Source organism: Nocardiopsis changdeensis, from assembly GCF_018316655.1.
Lineage (GTDB): Bacteria > Actinomycetota > Actinomycetes > Streptosporangiales > Streptosporangiaceae > Nocardiopsis > Nocardiopsis changdeensis.
The window spans coordinates 4012045-4029671 of the sequence record NZ_CP074133.1; the positions used below are offsets into that span (position 1 = coordinate 4012045).

Sequence of the window (17627 nt, forward strand, 5' to 3'; positions counted from 1 at the left end):
GCGCCGGGCGCCCCGCCCCGGGCGGCGGGTCAGAGCGGTTTGCGGCCCTGCACGGAGTAGATCGCGCAGGAGCAGGCCCGGAACGACGGATCGGCCAGCAGGTCCCGCACCCGGGCCAGCTCCCCGTCGGTCATCCCCTCCCGAACGAACGCGTCCCGCAGGTGGCGGGTGTGGTGGGAGATGAGGTGCACGCCGGGGGACTCGGCGGTCCACAGCTCCAGGTGCGGCTGCGGGTCCACCTCCACCAGTCCGGCACGGCGCATCGCCACCGCGGCGTTGCGGCCCCAGGCGGGGTCGGCGCCGGCCCGGGCCATCAGCCGGATCTTCGCGTCCAGGAACCGCTCGTACAGGTCCCGGGCGCCCTCGTCGGGCATGAGCAGGGACGGGCCGTAGGTGATGTCGAACTCGTCCAGCTGGAGCACGCCGCCGGGCTTGAGGGCGCGCACCAGCCTGTCCAGGACCTTGACGCGTTCGGGCAGGTGGAGCAGGACCAGGCGGGAGTGGACGAGGTCGAAGGCCCCCTCGGGCAGCGGGTCCCGGACGACGTCGTGCCGCAGCACCTCCAGCCCCTCGGCGGGGGCGATGTGCTCGGGCTTGACGTCGGTGGCGGTGACCGAGCCGCCCGGGGCGACCCGGTCGGCCAACCAGTGGGCGACGCTGCCGCCGCCGGCGCCCACCTCCAGGCAGCGCCAGCCGGGGCCGACGCCGGTCTGCGCCAGTCTGCGGGTGGTCAGCGGGTCGTAGGCGGCGGCCAGGAAGCGGTGCTGGTCGGGCGCGTTCTCGTTGTGGTTGTCGAAGACGTAGCCGGGCGCCGTGGCGGTGCCGTTCATCGGGGGCCTCCAGAGAGTACGGTCGGTCGGTCGCGGACCGCCTCGGCGGCCATCCGGGTCAGGGTGGCGGTGCACACCTTGCCGGTGGGGCCGAGCGGTAGCGCGGGCAGGAAGACCACGTGCTCGGGCAGGGCGCGCACGTCCACGCCGTGCCCTTCGCGCAGGTGGGAGAGCAGTTCGCGGGGGGTGGGCGGGTCCACCCCGGGCAGCGGGCAGACACAGGCGCACACGCGCTCGCCCAGGTCGGGGTCGGGCACGGGCACGCACTGGGCCTCGGCCAGGGCGGGGTGGGCGGCCAGGGCGCGCTCCACCTCGGCGGGGTGGAGGGTCACGCCGCCCCGGATGACGGTGCGGCGCAGCCGGTCCACCACCCGCAGGGTCCCGTCGGCGTCGATCCGCCCCAGGTCCCCGGTGCGCACCCACCCGCCCGGGGCGCGCCGGCGGGCGTCGAGGTCGGGTGCGGCCACGTGGCACAGGGGCGTCATCGGCCCGCGGGCGAGGATCTCCCCCGTCCCGCCGGCGGGCAGCGGCCCGCCCCGGGGGTCGCACACCCGGATCTCGCAGACGGCGGGGTCGGGGCGCCCGGCCACCCCCGGCTCCCACGCGGCGGGGTCGTGCGCGGTGTGGCAGTTGACCCCGTCGGTGGACCCGTACACGTTGACCACGGGCCGGCCGAAGCGCCGCACGCACAGGTCGCGGACCTCGCGGTGCAGGGGCGCGCCGCTGGCCACGAGCGCGCGCAGCGAGGAGGTGTCGGCGTCCTGTTCGGCCAGGGCGGCGCGCCGCAGCATGGTGGGGACGCCGACCAGGTGGGTGGGGCGGTGGCGCTCGATCGCGCGCAGCACCCGCACCGGGTCGAACGGGCCGGGCAGGACCAGCGTCGCGCCGAGCGCGACCAGGGAGACCAGGCCCAGCGACCCGAAGGAGGAGGCCAGGGGGACCGCGATCAGCGGGCGGACGGGGCCCCCGCCCAGGACCGCCCGGGCGTAGGCGCCCCGGCCCCCGGCCATCGCGTTGTGGCTGTAGGCGACCATGCTCGGTTCGCCCTCCGAGCCCGAGGAAACGAGGATGCGGGCGGGCGACTCCGGGTCGGGGGCGGCCGCGGCGGGCGGCGGGCCGCCGCCGTCCAGGGCCCCGGGGTCCGGGCGCAGGACGGGCGCGTCCCCGGTGTCGTCCCGGTCGGTCACCACGAGGGCGGCCCGGGAGCGGGCCAGCAGGCAGGCCACGTCGGCGGCGGAGCGGCCGTGCGGGACCGGCAGGGAGACGGCGCCCAGCGCGGCGGCGGCGAGTTCGACGGCGAGCGCGTCCCGGCCGTCGGGGAGCAGGACGCCGATGACGTCGCGTTCGCCGCAGCCGCGGGCGCGCAGCAGCGCGGCGGCCCGGCCGACCCGCGCCGCCAGCCCGGCCCGGTCCAGGGTGCCGTGTCCGTCCACCACCGCCTCGCGGGACGGGTCCTCCCGGACCCGGTCCAGGAACAGGGAGTAGAGGTCCCGCCCCGGGCAGAGCCCCTCCCGCACCCAGCGTTCCCGCAGCTGCGCCGGAACGAGGTCGGTGAGCACCAGGCCCGCCGCGGACGTCCAGGTCATCGGTGGTCCTCCGCTTCGGTGAAGGTCCACGGGGCCCGGGGCAGAGCGGTTCCGTGGACGCGGGTGAACGCCTCGGGGAACGCCTCGGCCGCGGCGGCCGGGTCGGCGGCCGCCGGTGTGCCGGGGCGGGGGCGGTGGGCGGTGCCCCGCCCGGCGGCGCGCAGCAGCCGGGCGGCGTCGGCCAGGGCGGTGCGGGCGGCGGCACCGGTGCCCGCGCGGGCGCGCAGCAGCAGCCCGGCCAGGGCGGCCTCGGCGGCGAGCAGCCCGCCGAGCACGTCGGTGAGCGTGACCAGGGACGGCGCGGGTTCGCCGCCGTCGGCCAGCAGGTGGGCGATCCCGCCGTGGGCCTGGACCAGGAAGTCCGTGGCCGGGGTGTCCGGCGCGGGGTCCCGGCCGGCCCACCCGTCGGCGTGGACGTGCACCAGGCCGGGGGCGCGGGCGGCCAGGTCGTCGGCGCCCAGGCCGAACCGCTCGGCCCGGCCCGGCGGCCAGTTGTAGAGGAACACGTCCCCGGCGGCCGCCAGGTCCGCGGCGGCACGGCGCCCGCGCCCGGTCTTGAGGTCGCACTCGACGGCGCCCTTGCCCCGGTTGAACGCGGCGAAGCGGGCCGAGAGCCCGCCCGCCAGCGGCGGGACCCCGCGCATGGGGTCCCCGCCGGGCGGTTCGACGCGCACGGTGTCGGCGCCCAGCAGGGTGAGCAGCAGTCCGGCCAGCGGGCCCTGGACGCGGTTGGTGGCCTCCACCACCCGCAGCCCGGACAGGGGTCCCGGTCCGGTGAACGGCGGCAGCGCCCCGGCCGGGCCGGTGCCGCGCAGCCGCCAGGGCGAGGGCGGCTCCTCCTCCGCCGTCTCCTCGGGCGTCCGCAGGGGCACCGCGCCCACCCCGCACGCCCGGGCCGCCTCGGCGGCCGCAGCGAACGGCAGCGCCTCCAGGACGGTGGACAGGGCGGCGGGCAGCGGGCACACGGCGGTGGCGAAGCGGCGCTGGAACGGCGCCCACCCGGCGGCGATCGCCTCCCGGGGCGCGCCCAGCAGCTCCCAGAACCGCAGCCAGGCCTCCGGGTCGAGGGTCTCGATCTCGAAGCGGACCCCGTCGGCGGAGCGGAACGGCGGCGGCTCCCCCGGCCCGGGGACAGGAGCGCCGTCCGGGTCCGCGGTGGCCTCGGCGGCGTAGGGGGCGACCGCGAGCAGGGCCGCCCCGGACACCGACACCGAGGCCCGCAGGGCGGGGCCGCCCCTCTCCCGGGCCAGGAGCACCGCCGCGACCGCCTGGGCGGCCAGCACCCCGGCGCACACCGACGCGTAGTCCACCGGCAGGAACCGCGGCCCGCCCCGGGCCAGCCCGTGCAGGTGAGCCAGGCCGCAGGCGGCCTGCACGTCGCGCTCGTCGGCCGGGTCCGCGCCGTCGGCCGACCAGCCGATGTCGCACCCGGCGCCGCCGGTGCCCGGCAGGTCGATCCGCCCGGCGCCCTCCCACGCCCCGTCCGTTTCGACGGCGCACCCCAGCGCCCGCAGGCGGGCCGCCGCGATCCGCACCGGCAGGGTGTCGCCCGCCGCCCGTACCGCGGTCCCCGCCAGGGGCGCGGCGGCGGCGACCGTCGCGGCGGTCATGTCCACTTCCCCGTGCCCGCGGCGGTGCGGGGCAGTCCCAGGCGCTCGCGCAGCGTCCCGCGCCGGACCTTGCCGGTGCCGGTGCGGGGCAGGTCCTCCCAGTCCACGACCACCGGCTCGGCCATCTCCGGCAGGTCCGCCACGGCCTCCTTCCAGGCCCCGACGTCCAGGGCGCCGTCCCGCACGGCCACGACCGGGACGGGCGGCCCGTCGGGCACCCCCAGGACGACGCACTCCAGCACCTGGGGCAGCCGCTCGTCGACGACGTCCTCGATCTCCAGGCAGCCGCCCTCGGTGAGGGAGTCGACCTCCCGGTCCACCAGCCGGACCGCTCCGGTGCGGTCGATGGAGCCGATGTCCCCGGTGTTCCACCACTGGCCGATGAGCTTGCTGCGCCAGCGCCCCTCCTCGCCGACGTAGCCCGTGCACAGGGCGTCGGTGCGGCAGTAGATCAGGCCGGTCTCCCCCGTCGGCAGGGGGCGGAGGGTCTTCTGGTCCACGACTCGGAGCCGGGTCCGGCCCGGGATGGGGCGCCCCAGGTCGCGGGTGGTGGGGTCGGCCCCCTGGCGCTCCGCCAGGGACCGCCGGGTGAAAAACCGGAAGGTCAGCGGACCGGTCTCGCTCTGCCCCCAGCCCTGCATCCACACCGGGGCCCGGCGTTCGCTGGCGCCGAGGAACGCCCGCACGGTCGAGGGGTGGACGGCGTCGAAGGTGCTGACGAACAGCCGCACCCGCGCGAACAGGTCCCCCTCCCGGTCCAGGTGCCGCTGCCAGCGCGCCAGGGTGGCGGGCTGGACCTCCAGGGTGGTGGGGCGGTGCCGGCGCAGCGCGGGCGCGGCCTGCTCCCAGTCGGGGTCGGCGATCACCGAGAGCGCCTCGGGGAACAGCCACAGCACGCCCGCCGTCCAGGCCAGCGCCCTGCCGTGGGCGTAGGAGTAGGAGGAGGTGACGGTGTCGTCGCGGCGGCTGCCCAGGACCGGCCACCGGTGCGACTCGAACCCGGCCAGCCTGCGCATGATGGTGCGGGTGGTGTGCACGACCAGTTTGGGGGTGCCGGTGGTCCCGGAGGTGTGCATGATCGCCAGCGGCGCGTCCAGGTGCGGGCGGCGCGGCGGCGGGGCGGCGGCGCCGTGCAGGTCGGCCGGGGACAGCTCCCCCTGCCGCGCCCCGTCCACGACCAGGGTGCGGGTGGCGCGCCCGCTGATGTCGCGGCCCGCGGAGCGGGCGGTGTGGAGCAGGTCGGCATCGGTGACCAGCAGGGCCGGCCCCAGCCTCCGCAGCAGGGTGTCGAGGGTCTCCGGCGCCAGGTGGGCCGACAGCGACGCCGGGACGGCGCCCAGGCGCGCGGCGGCGCACGACAGCAGCACGTAGTCCCAGTGGTTGCGCTTGGCGATGGCCACCCGGTCGCCGGGGCGCACCCCGGCCTCGGCGAACCAGCCGGCGAACCGCCGGACCAGGGCGGCGGCGCTGGGGACGTCGAGTTCCACGCCCGCCTCGGGGGCGGTGTCCAGCGGCCTGCTCAGCCGGATCGCGGTGGTGGAGCCGCGCCGGGCCAGGTCGTCGAAGAGGGTGCCCAGGTGGATGGGTTTGCTCGTGAGCATCATGCCTCTTATGCCTCGATCGGGGTCGGTTCGCGGGTCTGGGCGAGGTAGGCCGCCGTGCGTTCGGCGGCCGTGAACGCGGAGGCCACCGCGCCCTCGCTGCACGGGCGCAGCGAGGTCCAGTCCCCGGCGTAGTCGACGGCGGACAGGGGCCGCGCCGTGAACGCGGGGCGCGCGGCCAGCGCCGCGGGGCGCGGCAGCGGGAGCCCGTGCGGGAACCGGTGCACGACCGTGCCCCGCACGTGCGCGTCCACCCCGGGGAGGATGTGCTCGGCCCGGGCCAGCAGTGCGCGGTCCACGTCCTCGTCGGGGGCGTCCATCAGCGCGCCGGTCGCCTCGGGGCGGGTGACCAGGGAGATCAGGCCGCGGCCGCGGGGCACCCGGCCGGGGTGCTTGGCGTGGTCCATGGTGACCACCCCCAGCAGGGGGTCGTCGGGCACCAGCAGCGCGAAGCCCCGGCGCGCCCCGCGCGGGGCCAGCGGCGCGTCCAGCAGCGCGGTCATCCGCAGCATCGGCGCGTACTCGCAGGCCCGCAGGTAGTCGCGCTCGGCCGGGGGCGCGGCCGGGTGCAAGCGGGCCGCCTCGGGCGCGGGCACCGCCAGGACGGCGGCCCGGGCCGTGAACGCACCCGCGGGCGAGTCGACGAGCACGCCGTCCGGCCCGGGGACCACCCCGGTGACGGGGTGGTCGGTGCGCACGTCGAGCCCGGCGGCCAGGGCGCGGGCCAGGGTGTCCATCCCGTCGCGGTAGGTGCGCCAGGTCGCGGTGCTGCCGGAGGCGGCGAGGTGGGCGGCGAAGGGACCGGCGGCGGCCGCCTCCTGAGGCCAGCCGAAGAACCCGGCGGCCAGCGGGCCCAGCAGGCGCTCGCCCAGCTGCGGGTGGCGGTGGCGGAGCAGGTCGGCGACGGTCGCCTCGTCCAGGCCGCCCCGTTCGGGGTGCTCCGGGTCCAGTCCGGCCCGGCCCAGGCGCAGTTGCAGCCGCACCAGGTCCAGGCGGGCCCGCGGGGACAGCCCCATGCCGGTGAGCAGCCCCAGGGGGCGCCCGGCGTGACGGCGGGCCCGGCCCTTCCACCACACCGACAGGGCGTCGCGGACCAGGGGCACCGCCTCGGGGTCGGCGTCCAGGCCGGTGGCGCGGATGAGCCGCCAGGTCGCCGGGTAGGCGTCGGCCGACGGGATCATCTCCGCGCCGGTGTCGATGAGGTGGCCGTCGGTGCGCAGGGTGCGCATCCGCCCGCCCACGGCGTGGACGGACTCCAGCACCCGCACGGTGTGCCCGGCGGCGGTCAGCAGGTGGGCGGTGGCCAGTCCGGCGGGTCCGGCGCCCACGACGGCCACGTCGACGGCGGTCACCACGGCGCGCCCGGCAGCAGGGCCGCGGCCAGGTTGGCGGCGAGCAGGAGCACGACCGTGGCCCGGTGGGTGTGGATGGCCATGCGCCGGGCGCGCAGGATGTCCCCGGTGACGAACCCGGTGTAGAGCTGGGCGACCCGCAGCGCGATGACCGGCAGCAGCACGGTGGGGAACCACCAGGGCGCGATGCCGAGCAGGTGGGATCCGGTGACCAGCAGCGTCTCCAGCGCGGTGACCGCGATGATGAACACCGCGTTGGTGCGCGGGGTGACCCTGGCGGCGACGGTGATGCGCCCGGCCGCCCGGTCGCCGTCGGCGTCGTTGGTGTTGGAGTACAGGCCGAAGATCATCGGGCCGCCGCCGAAGACCAGCGCCTGCACGATGACGAACCCGTCGACGTGCCCGACGAGCAGGCCGTAGGGGACCAGGATCCAGCCCACGCCCAGGCCGGCCAGGAAGAGCTCCTGGAAGCCCCGGTAGCTGAGCTTGAGGCCCCAGGAGTACTGGACCGACGCGACCAGGCACAGCGCGGCGCCGATCACGGCCCACAGCGGCCGGTGCGGGGCCAGCGCCACCACCGCCGTCCACAGGACGACGCTCACGACGGTCGCGATCCGTCCGAAGCGCAGCGCCTGCGCCTCGGTGAGGGTCCCGGCGACCAGGGGTTTGCGGGCCAGGCGGCGGCGGGCGGCGTCCGAGCCGTAGTTGGCGGCGTCGGAGCCGTCCCGGTAGCCGGTGACGTCGTCGAAGGCGACCATGGCGGCCACCACGGCCACCTCGGCGAGCAGCACCAGCAGCAGGAACCCGAGGGTGTCGGCGCGCGGGCCCAGCAGCGGCAGGGTCATCGCGAACACCAGCGGCAGGCCGATGTAGTAGTCGACGATGTCGAGCTTGGCCAGCCGGGCGTAGGTGCCCAGGGCGGGCCGGGGGGCCGGCGCCGCGGGCACCGGTGCGGGCGGCGCGGTCAGGTGGTCGGTCATGCTTTCCTCCCGAGGGCGAACGCGCGGACCGCGGAGACCACGTGCTCGACGGCCGCGTCGGCCAGGTGCGGGTACAGGGGCAGGGAGATGTTGCGGCGCGCCGCCTCCCGGGCGCGGGGCCAGTCCCCGCCGGGCCGGGCGTGGGGGGCGAAGGCGGGCTGCTCGGGCAGGGTCCGCGGGTAGTAGACGTGGGCGTCCACCCCGGCGGCGGCCAGGTGGTCGCGCAGCCCGTCCCGGTCCTCGCACAGCAGCGTGTAGACGTAGGGGAAGCGGCCGTCCCCGCCCACCGGGGGCGCGACCACCCCGGCCTCGGCGAGGTCGGCGAAGGCCGCCGAGTAGTGGTCGCAGATGGCGGTGCGGCGGGCGACGCGCTCCTCCAGCCCCGCCAGGCGGTGCAGCTGGAAGGCCGCCATGACCTCGTCGAAGCGGCTGTTGTGGCCGACGTGGTGGTGCAGGAAGCGGTTGCGGCCGTCCTGGCCGTGGTTGCGCAGCATCCGCACCCGTCCGGCCAGGGCCGCGTCGTCGGTGAGGACCACTCCGCCCTCGCCGGGCATCCCGAAGACCTTGACCTGGACGAAGGAGTACACGCCGGCGTCGCCCCACCGTCCGGCGGGCCTGCCGCGGAGCACGCCGCCCTGGGCGAGCGCGGAGTCCTCCACGAGCCGCAGCCCGGTCCGGGCCGCCAGGTCGCGCAGGCGCGGCATGTCGGCCATGACGGAGAACATGTGCGCGGGCATCAGGGCGCGGGTCCGTCCGGTGACCAGCTCCTCGGCGCGTTCGGGGTCCATGGTCAGGGTGGCCGGGTCGATGTCGGCGAAGACGGGGACCGCGCCGACCGCCAGGACGGTGCTCGCCAGGGGGGCGCAGCCGAAGGCGGGGACGATCACCTCGTCGCCCGGGCCGACGCCCATGGCGGCCAGGACCAGGGTGAGCGCGGAGGTGCCGCTGGAGCAGGCCACCGCGTCGGCGGAGCCCAGGCGGGCGCGCAGCGCGTCCTCGAAGCGGGCGGTGCGCCGGCCCAGGATGAACTTCTGCTCCGGGTCGGTGCCGACCTCGTACAGCGCCTCCAGCAGCACCTCGCGGTCGGCCTCGAACAGGTCGGGGGCGAAGAACGGCACGGCGGTCCGTTCGGCGGCCACGGTCATCGGGACCTCCCGGAGTAGTGGCGTTCGATCTCGTCGCAGACCCGGTCGACGGCCTCCTCGGCCAGGTCGGGGTAGAGCGGGAGGGCCAGGGCCGTGCGGCAGAGCTCCTCGGCCCGGGGCAGGTCGCCGGGCCGGTACCCCAGGTGCGCGAAGCAGGGCTGCAGGTGCAGGGGGCGCGGGTAGTAGACCTCGGTGCCGATCCCGGCCGCGGCCAGGCGGGCGGCGAGGCCGTCGCGGTCGTCGACCTGGACGAGGTGGACGTAGACCACCCGGTTCTCGCCGGGCCGGACGGGGAGGTCGCCGGGGACGGCGCGCACGCCGGGCAGGCCGCGCAGCCGGTCGTCGTAGCGGCGCGACAGCACGGCGCGGCGTTCGATGTCGGCGTCCAGGTGGGCGAGCTTGGCCAGCAGGACGGCGGCCTGGAGGTCGTCCATCTTGCTGTTGCCGCCGGTGACGACGGTCGGGTTGGAGATGCCGGGGAACGCGGCCAGGGTGCGCCCGGACCGGCCGTGGTGGCGCAGCATCCGCGCGGTCTCGGCGACGGCGTCGTCGTCGGTGAGCAGCGCTCCGGCGTCGCCGACCGCGCCCAGGGTCTTGGCGGGGAAGAAGGAGAGCACTCCCCCGGTGCCGAGCAGTCCGGCGTGCGTCCCGCCGGAGCGCATGCCGATGGCCTCGGCGCTGTCCTCCACCACGGTGAGGCCGTGGGCGTCGGCGACGCGGCGCACGCCCACCATGTCGGCGAGGCGGTCGAAGAGGTGGACGGGCATGACCATGCGGGTGCGGTCGGTGACGGCGGCCGCCACGGCGTCGGGGTCGATGCCGTACCCGTGCTCCTCGATGTCGGCGAAGACGGGGACGCCGCCGGCGTGCACGACGGCGGTGGCCGTGGCGACGAAGGTGTGGGCCGGGACGATCACCTCGTCACCCGGGCGCAGTCCGGCGGCGCGCAGCAGCAGGACGAGCGCGTCGGTGCCGGAGTTGACGCCGACGGCGTGCCGGGCACCGGTGTACCGCTCCAGGGCGCGCTCGAACTCCGCGACCATGGAGCCGTGCGAGAATTTCCCGTCGTCCAGGACGCGGGAGCAGTGGCCCCGGATCTCGGGCCATATTCTTCGGAACGTCTCCGACTGGTCGAAGAAGGGTACGCCGGAATTCTCCCCGCTCCTTTCCGTGGAGGCCGGGGAGGCGAGTGTCGACTTCATGTGCTCCGTTCCAGGGGGACGCGGAGGCCCGGCCGCACCCGTGTGCGGCCGGGCCGGGAAAAGGGGTTCGGTTCCCGAAGGCGGGTCAGACGCCCAGGAGCGGGATGTCGTTCTTGCCGAGGTGGTAGTCGCGCACGGCGGCGACCAGCTCGCCGACGCTGAGGGTGCCGTCGCCGTCGGTGTCGATCTGCTGGAACGCCTCCCGGGCCTGGTCGGCGGACAGGCCGATGGCCTCGAACCACCGCTCCAGCTCCACCGGGCTGATCTCGCCGTCGCCGTCGGTGTCGGCGATGCCCATGATGGCCTGGATGGTGGGCTGGAGGACCTCGGCGAAGCCGGCGTTGCCGCGGCTGACGATCTCGCTCTGGGCGGCCTGGAGGAAGGCCTCCTTGTCGAGCTGCTCGGTGCCGGCGGACCGCGCCAGCCGGTCGAACAGGCCGAGGTAGGCGGCCCGCAGGCCGGCCGCGCCCGGACCCGAGGCGTCGGCGCCGAAGCGGTCGAGGATGTTCTGGATCTCCTGCTCGAAGTCCGAGCGCTCGATCACGCCGTTGCCGTTGTGGTCCCAGAGGTTGAAGCGCTCTTCGAGGCGGCTGCTGGCCTTGACGGCGACGCTCATGAATTCTCCTTGAGAAAAGAAAATGAAAAGGAAAGGGTATTTCCGAAGGGGGAATACCGCGGGCTTTCCACCAGGAGCCCGATCCCTTTTACATATTACCCCGACCCGACCCCCGGAAAAACCCTCGGGCGAGAAATCGTCAAAACTGCGGAAACTTTATATCGGACATTCTTCGGTATTTTCTGCAAATGATCCCGGGAAGAGGTCGGCCACCGCCTCCGCGCTCCCCTGCCGGAAGACCACGCGCTCCTCCGGGAGCAGCTCCAGGTCCCGGCCGGTGGGCACCGGGTCGGCGTGGATCAGCACGTTGTAGTGGTTGGGCGTGTGGCAGGCGTCGAAGCCCAGGACCACGCCCACCCGGCGCGGGCCGATCCACACCTCGTCGCCCCGGTCCACGACGCCGGCCGCGGTGATCTCGGCGAAACCGAGGAAGCCCACGCGGTCGATCCGCGTCCCCTCGGCGGTCCCGGTGTGGTCGGTGGCGACCAGCTCGTGGACCTCGCCCGCGCGCACACAGCGGCTCGCGAACGGCTCCAGCCGCATGCCCCGGTCGGTCCTGCGGTGCACCAGCACCTTGACCAGGGCCGCGGCCACCTCCCGTTTGGCCCCGTCCTCGTGCGGGTTCACCGGACCACCCCCTCTTCCCGGGCCGCCGCGCGGTAGGCCTCGGCGACCAGGCGCAGCGCGGACACCCCGGCCCCGTCGCCGGCCCGTCCGGCGCGGATCCGGGCGGCGAAGTCGGCCGCGACGCCCTCGTACTCGTGCCACAGCGACTCCTTGAAGGCGGGGCGCCCGGCCAGCAGGTCGGCCGTCAGCACCCGCCCGTCCGCGGTGCGCACCTCCACGTCCTTGCGCTCCCCCGGATGGGACCAGTCCAGCAGCACCCGGGCCCGCGCGGCCCCGGCCGCCAGGGCGATGTCCGCCCGGCGGTCCACGCCCGCCCCGTCGTGCTCCACCCGGGCCGCGGTCACCTCGGCCCGGCCCAGCAGGGTCTCCACCAGGTCGAAGGCGTTGGGCCCGTTGTCGGCCACGCATCCGCCGCCGCACCGGGCCGGGTCCAGGTACCAGGTGTCGTCCCCCGCGTGCTCCTCGATCCGCTCCAGGTAGCGCACGGTCACCTCCTCCACGGCGTGCCCGGCGATCCGCTCCCGCAGCGCCGCGAACTCGGAGTTGTACCGGCGGTGGAAGGCCGTGAACAGCACCGTCCCGCGCTCCCGGGCCAGGGCTGCCAGCATCTCCCCCTCAGCCACGTCCAGTGCCAGGGGCTTCTCCGCGCACACCGCCGCTCCGGCGGCGATCGCGTCCGCGCAGATCCGCGCGTGCGCGTCGTTGGGCGCGGTGACCACGACCGCGTCGGGCCGTTCGCGCTCCAGCATCCGGACGTGGTCGGTGTACCCGGCCGCTCCGGGCGGCGGGGCCGCGATCCGGGCCGGGGCCAGGTCGCAGACCGCGACCAGGTCCCAGTCCGGGGAGTCCGCCAGTGCCTTCAGGTGGAACCGGGAGATCACCCCCAGGCCCACCACCGCCACACGCAGCGCCCTCATCGCCCCTCCTCCAGGATCGCGGGGGCGGCCAGGCCGGTCCGCTCCGCCACGTCGGCCAGTTCGCGGTACAGCCCGGCGGCCAGCGGCACACCGTGCTCCCTGCACCGCCGGGCCCGGTGGTACTCGTGCCAGCCGGGGTAGCGCACCGGGTCCGCGGGATCGACGGGCGGGCAGCCCAGCACCGTCCCGAACAGCTCCTCGGCGTCCTCGCGCACGCCCCCGCGCAGCGCGTCGGGGGCCACGGCCAGCATCAGGTACCCGATGTCGTCGTCGCGCCCGGCGGGGCTCCCGTCGCCGGCCAGGGCCTGCGGGGCGGGGCCGCGCCCGGAGCCGGAGACCAGGGCGGACAGCACCTCGACCAGCAGCCCCAGGCCGAAGCCCTTGTACCGGCCCGGCTCTCCGCCGAGCCACATCAGGTGCGCGCGCCCCGCGTCGAACTCGGCCGGGTCGGTGACCGGGCCGCCGCGGTCGTCGCACAGCAGCCCCTCGGGCACCGGCCGCCCCTCCCGGGCGGCCTGGCGGATGCGCCCGGTGGGCGCGGCGGTGGTGCTCATGTCCAGCAGGAAGGGCGGGTGGTCGCCGGCGGGGGCGGCGGCGCTGAGCGGGTTGGTGCCCAGCAGGGCCGCGGCGCCGCCCGGCGGCCGGGCGATGCGCTGTCCGCCGCAGTTGCTGGCGACCAGGCCGACCATGCCGCGTTCGGCCGCGCGCAGCGCGTGGTATCCGGCGCAGCCCAGGTGGGTGGCGCCGCGGACGGCCACCATGCCGATCCCGCCGGCCTCCGCGCGGTCCGCGGCCAGGTCCATGGCCTCGGTGGCGGCCCACAGCCCGAGGGCGCGGCGGGCGTCGACCAGCACGGCGGCCCCCAGGTCGGTGACGATCCGGGGTTCGGCGCGGGGGTCGGCCCGTCCCTCGTCGAGCAGGGGCAGGTAGAGGCGGGTGAGGTTGGCGGTGCCGTGGGAGTCCATCCCGGTCAGGTCGCCGTGGCACAGGGCGCGCGCCGAGGCGGCCGCCCGGTGCGGGGGCAGCCCCCGGTGGGCGAAGACCCCGGTGAGGAAGGCCAGCAGTGAGTCGTGGTCGGTCAGGACCGCGGTCCGCTCCGGGGCGGACCCCGGCGGTTCGGGGGAAAGGGTGGTCACTGGTCTCCGTCCGTTGCGTCGGTGAAGGCGGTCAGCAGGCGGGCCACCGTGTCGGCGAACCCGTCGAGGTCGGACAGGCGCACGCGCTCGTCGTCGCCGTGCGCCCCGTCGGCGGCCAGGTCGCCCGGGCCCAGCACGACCGTGCAGGCGTCGGGGACCCCGGCCATCCAGATGGCGTCGCAGGTGAAGGCCGGCTCGTCCGCCGGCCACCGCGGGACCCCGGCCCGGAGCAGCAGGTCGTGGCCCCAGGCGTCGCGGTCGTCCAGGACGGGCAGGCCCCGTTTGGGCCAGTCCAGGCGGGTGAGGCCGCGGGCGTCGGCGGCGGTGCGGGCGAACAGGGCGGTGTCGGCGAAGGAGGCGGTGAACTCCTCCAGCGCGGTGTCGAACGCGCCGGCCACCTCCCGCTCCAGGGTCCGGCCCGCCCCGGCGTCGGCGTAGGAGAGGTTGAACAGCAGGTCGCCGCTGCCGTACACCCGGTTGTGCAGGGTGCCGGTGTGCAGGCCCGCCACGCACACGGCCCCGGTGCGGGCGTGCCCGTCCAGGGACCGGCCCATCCGGTGGGCGAGGAACCCCAGCAGGACCGAGGCGTTGTGCCCGATGTGGGGGCGGTCGTCGATCGCGTCCTCGCCGCGCACCGACACCCGGGCGGTCATGGACGCGGTGGAGCGGGTGAGGAACCGGCCGGAGGTGGGCTCGCAGAACACGTTGAGGCGGCCGGTGTGGCCGCGGTCGACCAGCGGCCGGGTGCCCAGCACCCCCATGGCGCCGCCCTCCTCGCCCGCGACGGCCTGGATCAGCACGGCCGTGTCGCGGCCCAGCCGGGGCGAGCGCTCGCGGGCGGCGCGCACCCCGGCCAGCAGCGCCACCGCCGGGCCCTTGGCGTCGACGGCGCCCCGGCCCCGGACGAGGCCGCCGTCGCGGGAGGCCGGCGGCCCGCCCGCGACGGTGTCCAGGTGCACGTTGAACATGACGGTGCGCTCGCGGGGCACGGTGTCGGGTCCCAGGCGCAGCACCAGGCTGGGCTGGCACCGGAGGAACCCGGGGTCGGCGGCGGCCTCGCGCACCGCGGCGGGCACCCCGGGCCGGTCCAGGTCCGCGGGGTCGGCCGGGGCGTGGTGCACGGTGCGGAAGCCCGTGGGCGCGGCGGCCCGGGCGTAGTCACGCTGGGCCTGGTGCAGCCGGGGGCGCGGGCCGTCGCGGCCGACCTCCAGAGGCCCGGCGGTGGGCGTCTCCAGCAGCCGCAGCAGCAGGGCGATGTCGTCCTCGGTGAGGGTCACCGGGCTCCCTCCGTGTTCCAGGACCGGCGCACGAGGTCCTCCAGCCGCCGCCCGTACTCCACGAACGCGGCCGGGTCGCCCCGGCCGGGGTCGGCGCCGTCGGCGAGCAGGTGGGGGCGCAGGTGCAGGTGGGGCTCGATGGACAGGGCGCCGCAGTACCCGTGGTCGGCCAGGATCCCCAGGCACTCCCGCACCCCGGCCTCGCCCTCGCCGGGCGGGACGTAGGCGGTGTCGCCGCCGGGGGTGCGGACCGCGTCCTTGATGTGGACGTGGGCCACGTGGGGGGCCAGTGCGCGCAGCATGGCGGGGGCGTCGTAGCCGTGGGCGACCCCGTTGCCGGTATCGAACAGCAGACGCAGCGCGGGGCTGTCGGCGTGGGCGAGCAGGTCCAGGGCGCGTTCGGCGTCCTCGCCCGCCCAGCCCGCGCAGTTCTCGTGGACCAGCAGCAGGCCGGCGTCCCGGGCCCGCGACGCGAGTTCGCGCACGCGGGCGCGGGCGACCCGGCCCCACTCGGATTCGGTCAGCCCGCCGGAGGGATAGGACATGATCCGCACGGTGCGTGTGCCCAGGAGGGCGCAGCGGCGGGCCAGCGCGTCGAGTTCGGCCAGGTCGAGGGCGAAGTCGCCGGTGGCGGGGCGGGACCAGTCGCCGATCTTGGCGGCGACGGCGACCACCCCGGCCCCGGCGCCGCGGATCCGCTCAGCGGCCCGTGCCACGTCCCGTTCGGGCACGGCGGCGATCGGGACCCCGTCCAGGGTGCGCACCTCCAGCAGGTCCCAGCCGAGCGCGTCCAGGGCGGCCAGCTGGCCGTCCAGGCCGGGTGCGGCCTCGTCGCCCAGGCCCGCGAGGCGGGGGGTCTCAGGCTCCGACGGCACTCTCCACCTCCTGTTCGGCGGCGCGGGCCGAGCACAGGTCCTTGGCCTCGGCGAGCAGCCGGACGGCCTCCACGTGCACGGGCAGGTCGCCCAGGTCGCGGGCGGGCTGCGCGAAGCGGGCGTAGCAGCGGTGCCAGAAGGCGGTCAGGGCGTCGTCGGTGAACACCGACCGGGTGGGCCCGCGGCCGTGGGCCGCCACGGTGAGCTGCGCGGTGTGGTCGGCGTCGCTGCAGGGGTAGTGGCCGGTGAGGACGGCCTCGTCGAACTCCAGCACGATCCGGCGCTCCCGCAGCGGCGAGGTCAGGTCCGACTCGATCCGGGTGAGCACCCCGGTGTGGTGCACCAGGTCCATCCGGGCGGCCCCCAGGCCGGGCAGGCGGATCCCGTCGAAGGCCATGTCGTCGAGTTCGGCCCCGGCCACCTCGGCGTCGCCGGCGAGCGCGACCGCGACGGCGAGGGCGTGCGGGACCTCGACGTCGAAGGCGGTGGGGTGCCCGGAGGACTCCAGGGTCCGGGTGAAGCGGGGCTTGTGCTGGAGCACCGTGAGGGTCCGCAGCCGCCCGAACACCCCGGAGCGGTGGACCGCGAGCAGGCGGGCGCTCAGCGCGCTGGCCGTCCACGGGGTGGCGACGGTGAGGCGCAGGCCCCAGCGGCGGCGCAGCCGGGCGATCGCGGCCAGTTCCGCCAGGTCCAGGGCCAGCGGCTTCTCGACGACGACCATGCGGTATCCCAGGCGGGCGAGCCGTTCCAGCGGTTCGGCCCGCAGGTGCGGCGGGGTGCAGAGGTGGACCACGGTGCTCCGGGGCGGCAGGCGGCGCGCGGCCTCCTCCAGGGAGGGCACCGCCGTCACCCCCTCGGCCCCCGGCTGGAGGGGGTCGTGGCCCATCACCGGTCCCGGGGCGAAGAGGCCGCGCGCCGCCGCCCGCGCTTTGGCGAGCGACGGCGCGTGCAGCCCCCGTCCCGATCTCCCCAGGCCGACGATGAGGGTGTGCAGCATGAAGGGAGGACACCTTTCCGTTCGCGGTCCCCGTCGTTCCGCGGCCCCCGAGGGTGCGCGGAACCGATCGAACGGAAGCACAGACTGGACCGATTCCGGGAAAAGCGTCAAGGAATGGAACGGGTTCTCAGGCCCCAAACCCCGGGGAACGGGGTTCCACAACCTGAGAGGATGTTCTGATAAAGGGCATCATGACACGGCGAGAGAAATCGGAGAGGAAATGCCCGTTTTCTCCGGGGAAATCAGGCGACCGAGAAACTGAACAGCCCGCTGGGCGGGGCGTGCCAGCCGCGGTTCGGGGCCACCGGCACCCCGGGGCCGAAGCAGCCGCGCCCGGCGTGCATGCTCACCTCCGCGTCGGTGAGGTTGACCAGCACGTGGGCGGTCGGCGGGAGTACGGTGCAGCTCCCGGACGCGGGGTCCGGGTAGCGCACGAGGTCCTCGAACTCGGTCGTGAAGACGACGACCTCGCCGGTGGCCGCGTGGGCGGGGACCGCCCCCACCAGCGCGCTCGTCAGGGCAAGGGCGAGCGCGGTGGACAGAACCCTCATTCCACCATCCTTTCTCGTTTCATACGCGATTCACGGAAAAGATCACCTCGCGCACCAATGACACGGAGGATCACCGCGCCAATACTCTCCGAACCCGGGGGTGCCCGCAACAGAAAAGGCGAAGAACGCGGTTTCGGTCCGCCCGGGACACCCGAATAAGCCTCGCCGGACGGAATTCGAACAAAAAGCGGACGCCGGCGCGCGCGGCGGGCGCGCCGGTACCGCCGCCCGTCCGCACCCCGTCGCCCGGCGCCCTGACAGGGCCGGGTGGGCGAGTGTTTGCCCCCTCCATGCCCGCCCCTGGCACGCGGAGCGGCCCCGCGCG

General features: G+C 76.1%; 16 protein-coding genes. All 16 read right to left on the reverse strand.

Going from position 1 to position 17627, the window contains the following annotated elements:
* Positions 1-29: 29 nt before the first annotated feature.
* The gene (locus KGD84_RS18515) at positions 30-830 is read right to left on the reverse strand and encodes a class I SAM-dependent methyltransferase (protein ID WP_220561679.1); all 801 of its coding nucleotides are present in this window, start codon (positions 828-830) and stop codon (positions 30-32) included.
* Positions 827-2416, reverse strand: a complete 1590-nt coding sequence (locus tag KGD84_RS18520; protein WP_220561680.1) for a class I adenylate-forming enzyme family protein — start codon at positions 2414-2416, stop codon at positions 827-829. The genes KGD84_RS18515 and KGD84_RS18520 overlap by 4 nt, the downstream gene beginning before the upstream one ends.
* Positions 2413-4026 (reverse strand): CoA transferase, encoded by a 1614-nt coding sequence (locus KGD84_RS18525; protein ID WP_220561681.1) that lies wholly within the window; start codon positions 4024-4026, stop codon positions 2413-2415. The genes KGD84_RS18520 and KGD84_RS18525 overlap by 4 nt, the downstream gene beginning before the upstream one ends.
* Positions 4023-5627: a class I adenylate-forming enzyme family protein gene (locus tag KGD84_RS18530; protein WP_255646643.1), complete on the reverse strand. Its 1605-nt coding sequence runs from the start codon at positions 5625-5627 to the stop codon at positions 4023-4025. The genes KGD84_RS18525 and KGD84_RS18530 overlap by 4 nt, the downstream gene beginning before the upstream one ends.
* 8 nt (positions 5628-5635) lie before the next feature.
* The gene (locus tag KGD84_RS18535; RefSeq protein ID WP_255646644.1) at positions 5636-6979 is read right to left on the reverse strand and encodes a protoporphyrinogen/coproporphyrinogen oxidase; all 1344 of its coding nucleotides are present in this window, start codon (positions 6977-6979) and stop codon (positions 5636-5638) included.
* Positions 6976-7959, reverse strand: coding sequence for a UbiA family prenyltransferase (locus KGD84_RS18540; protein ID WP_220561684.1), 984 nt, complete (start codon positions 7957-7959; stop codon positions 6976-6978). The genes KGD84_RS18535 and KGD84_RS18540 overlap by 4 nt, the downstream gene beginning before the upstream one ends.
* Entirely contained in the window at positions 7956-9104 is a 1149-nt protein-coding gene (locus tag KGD84_RS18545) for a DegT/DnrJ/EryC1/StrS family aminotransferase (RefSeq protein ID WP_220561685.1), read from the reverse strand. Before KGD84_RS18545 ends, KGD84_RS18540 begins: the two co-directional genes overlap by 4 nt.
* Positions 9101-10306, reverse strand: coding sequence for a DegT/DnrJ/EryC1/StrS family aminotransferase (locus tag KGD84_RS18550; RefSeq protein WP_220561686.1), 1206 nt, complete (start codon positions 10304-10306; stop codon positions 9101-9103). The genes KGD84_RS18545 and KGD84_RS18550 overlap by 4 nt, the downstream gene beginning before the upstream one ends.
* A gap of 85 nt (positions 10307-10391) precedes the next feature.
* On the reverse strand, positions 10392-10922 hold the full coding sequence (locus tag KGD84_RS18555; protein ID WP_220561687.1) for an EF-hand domain-containing protein: 531 nt from the start codon (positions 10920-10922) through the stop codon (positions 10392-10394).
* 156 nt (positions 10923-11078) lie between these two features.
* A complete protein-coding gene (locus tag KGD84_RS18560; RefSeq protein WP_220561688.1) occupies positions 11079-11549 on the reverse strand; it encodes a DUF6917 domain-containing protein in 471 nt (156 codons plus the stop codon).
* Positions 11546-12466 carry a Gfo/Idh/MocA family protein gene (locus KGD84_RS18565; protein ID WP_220561689.1) on the reverse strand — a complete coding sequence of 307 codons (921 nt, stop codon included), beginning with the start codon at positions 12464-12466 and terminating at the stop codon, positions 11546-11548. Before KGD84_RS18565 ends, KGD84_RS18560 begins: the two co-directional genes overlap by 4 nt.
* The gene (locus KGD84_RS18570) at positions 12463-13602 is read right to left on the reverse strand and encodes an Ldh family oxidoreductase (RefSeq protein ID WP_220561690.1); all 1140 of its coding nucleotides are present in this window, start codon (positions 13600-13602) and stop codon (positions 12463-12465) included. The genes KGD84_RS18565 and KGD84_RS18570 overlap by 4 nt, the downstream gene beginning before the upstream one ends.
* Positions 13599-14879, reverse strand: coding sequence for a M20/M25/M40 family metallo-hydrolase (locus tag KGD84_RS18575; protein ID WP_220561691.1), 1281 nt, complete (start codon positions 14877-14879; stop codon positions 13599-13601). The genes KGD84_RS18570 and KGD84_RS18575 overlap by 4 nt, the downstream gene beginning before the upstream one ends.
* Positions 14876-15754, reverse strand: a complete 879-nt coding sequence (locus tag KGD84_RS18585) for a sugar phosphate isomerase/epimerase family protein (protein WP_220561692.1) — start codon at positions 15752-15754, stop codon at positions 14876-14878. The genes KGD84_RS18575 and KGD84_RS18585 overlap by 4 nt, the downstream gene beginning before the upstream one ends.
* Entirely contained in the window at positions 15738-16751 is a 1014-nt protein-coding gene (locus KGD84_RS18590) for a Gfo/Idh/MocA family oxidoreductase (protein ID WP_220561693.1), read from the reverse strand. Before KGD84_RS18590 ends, KGD84_RS18585 begins: the two co-directional genes overlap by 17 nt.
* Positions 16752-16993: 242 nt before the next feature.
* Positions 16994-17302 carry a hypothetical protein gene (locus tag KGD84_RS18595; RefSeq protein ID WP_220561694.1) on the reverse strand — a complete coding sequence of 103 codons (309 nt, stop codon included), beginning with the start codon at positions 17300-17302 and terminating at the stop codon, positions 16994-16996.
* Positions 17303-17627 lie beyond the last annotated feature (325 nt).

What these genes read in the sequence shown, in the direction of transcription:
- KGD84_RS18515 (WP_220561679.1), bottom strand. Translation starts at nt 830, where the DNA reads ATGAACGGCACCGCCACGGCGCCCGGCTACGTCTTCGACAACCACAAC.
- KGD84_RS18520 (WP_220561680.1), bottom strand. Translation starts at nt 2,416, where the DNA reads ATGACCTGGACGTCCGCGGCGGGCCTGGTGCTCACCGACCTCGTTCCG.
- KGD84_RS18525 (WP_220561681.1), bottom strand. Translation starts at nt 4,026, where the DNA reads ATGACCGCCGCGACGGTCGCCGCCGCCGCGCCCCTGGCGGGGACCGCG.
- KGD84_RS18530 (WP_255646643.1), bottom strand. Translation starts at nt 5,627, where the DNA reads ATGCTCACGAGCAAACCCATCCACCTGGGCACCCTCTTCGACGACCTG.
- KGD84_RS18540 (WP_220561684.1), bottom strand. Translation starts at nt 7,959, where the DNA reads ATGACCGACCACCTGACCGCGCCGCCCGCACCGGTGCCCGCGGCGCCG.
- KGD84_RS18545 (WP_220561685.1), bottom strand. Translation starts at nt 9,104, where the DNA reads ATGACCGTGGCCGCCGAACGGACCGCCGTGCCGTTCTTCGCCCCCGAC.
- KGD84_RS18550 (WP_220561686.1), bottom strand. Translation starts at nt 10,306, where the DNA reads ATGAAGTCGACACTCGCCTCCCCGGCCTCCACGGAAAGGAGCGGGGAG.
- KGD84_RS18555 (WP_220561687.1), bottom strand. Translation starts at nt 10,922, where the DNA reads ATGAGCGTCGCCGTCAAGGCCAGCAGCCGCCTCGAAGAGCGCTTCAAC.
- KGD84_RS18565 (WP_220561689.1), bottom strand. Translation starts at nt 12,466, where the DNA reads ATGAGGGCGCTGCGTGTGGCGGTGGTGGGCCTGGGGGTGATCTCCCGG.
- KGD84_RS18590 (WP_220561693.1), bottom strand. Translation starts at nt 16,751, where the DNA reads ATGCTGCACACCCTCATCGTCGGCCTGGGGAGATCGGGACGGGGGCTG.
- KGD84_RS18595 (WP_220561694.1), bottom strand. Translation starts at nt 17,302, where the DNA reads ATGAGGGTTCTGTCCACCGCGCTCGCCCTTGCCCTGACGAGCGCGCTG.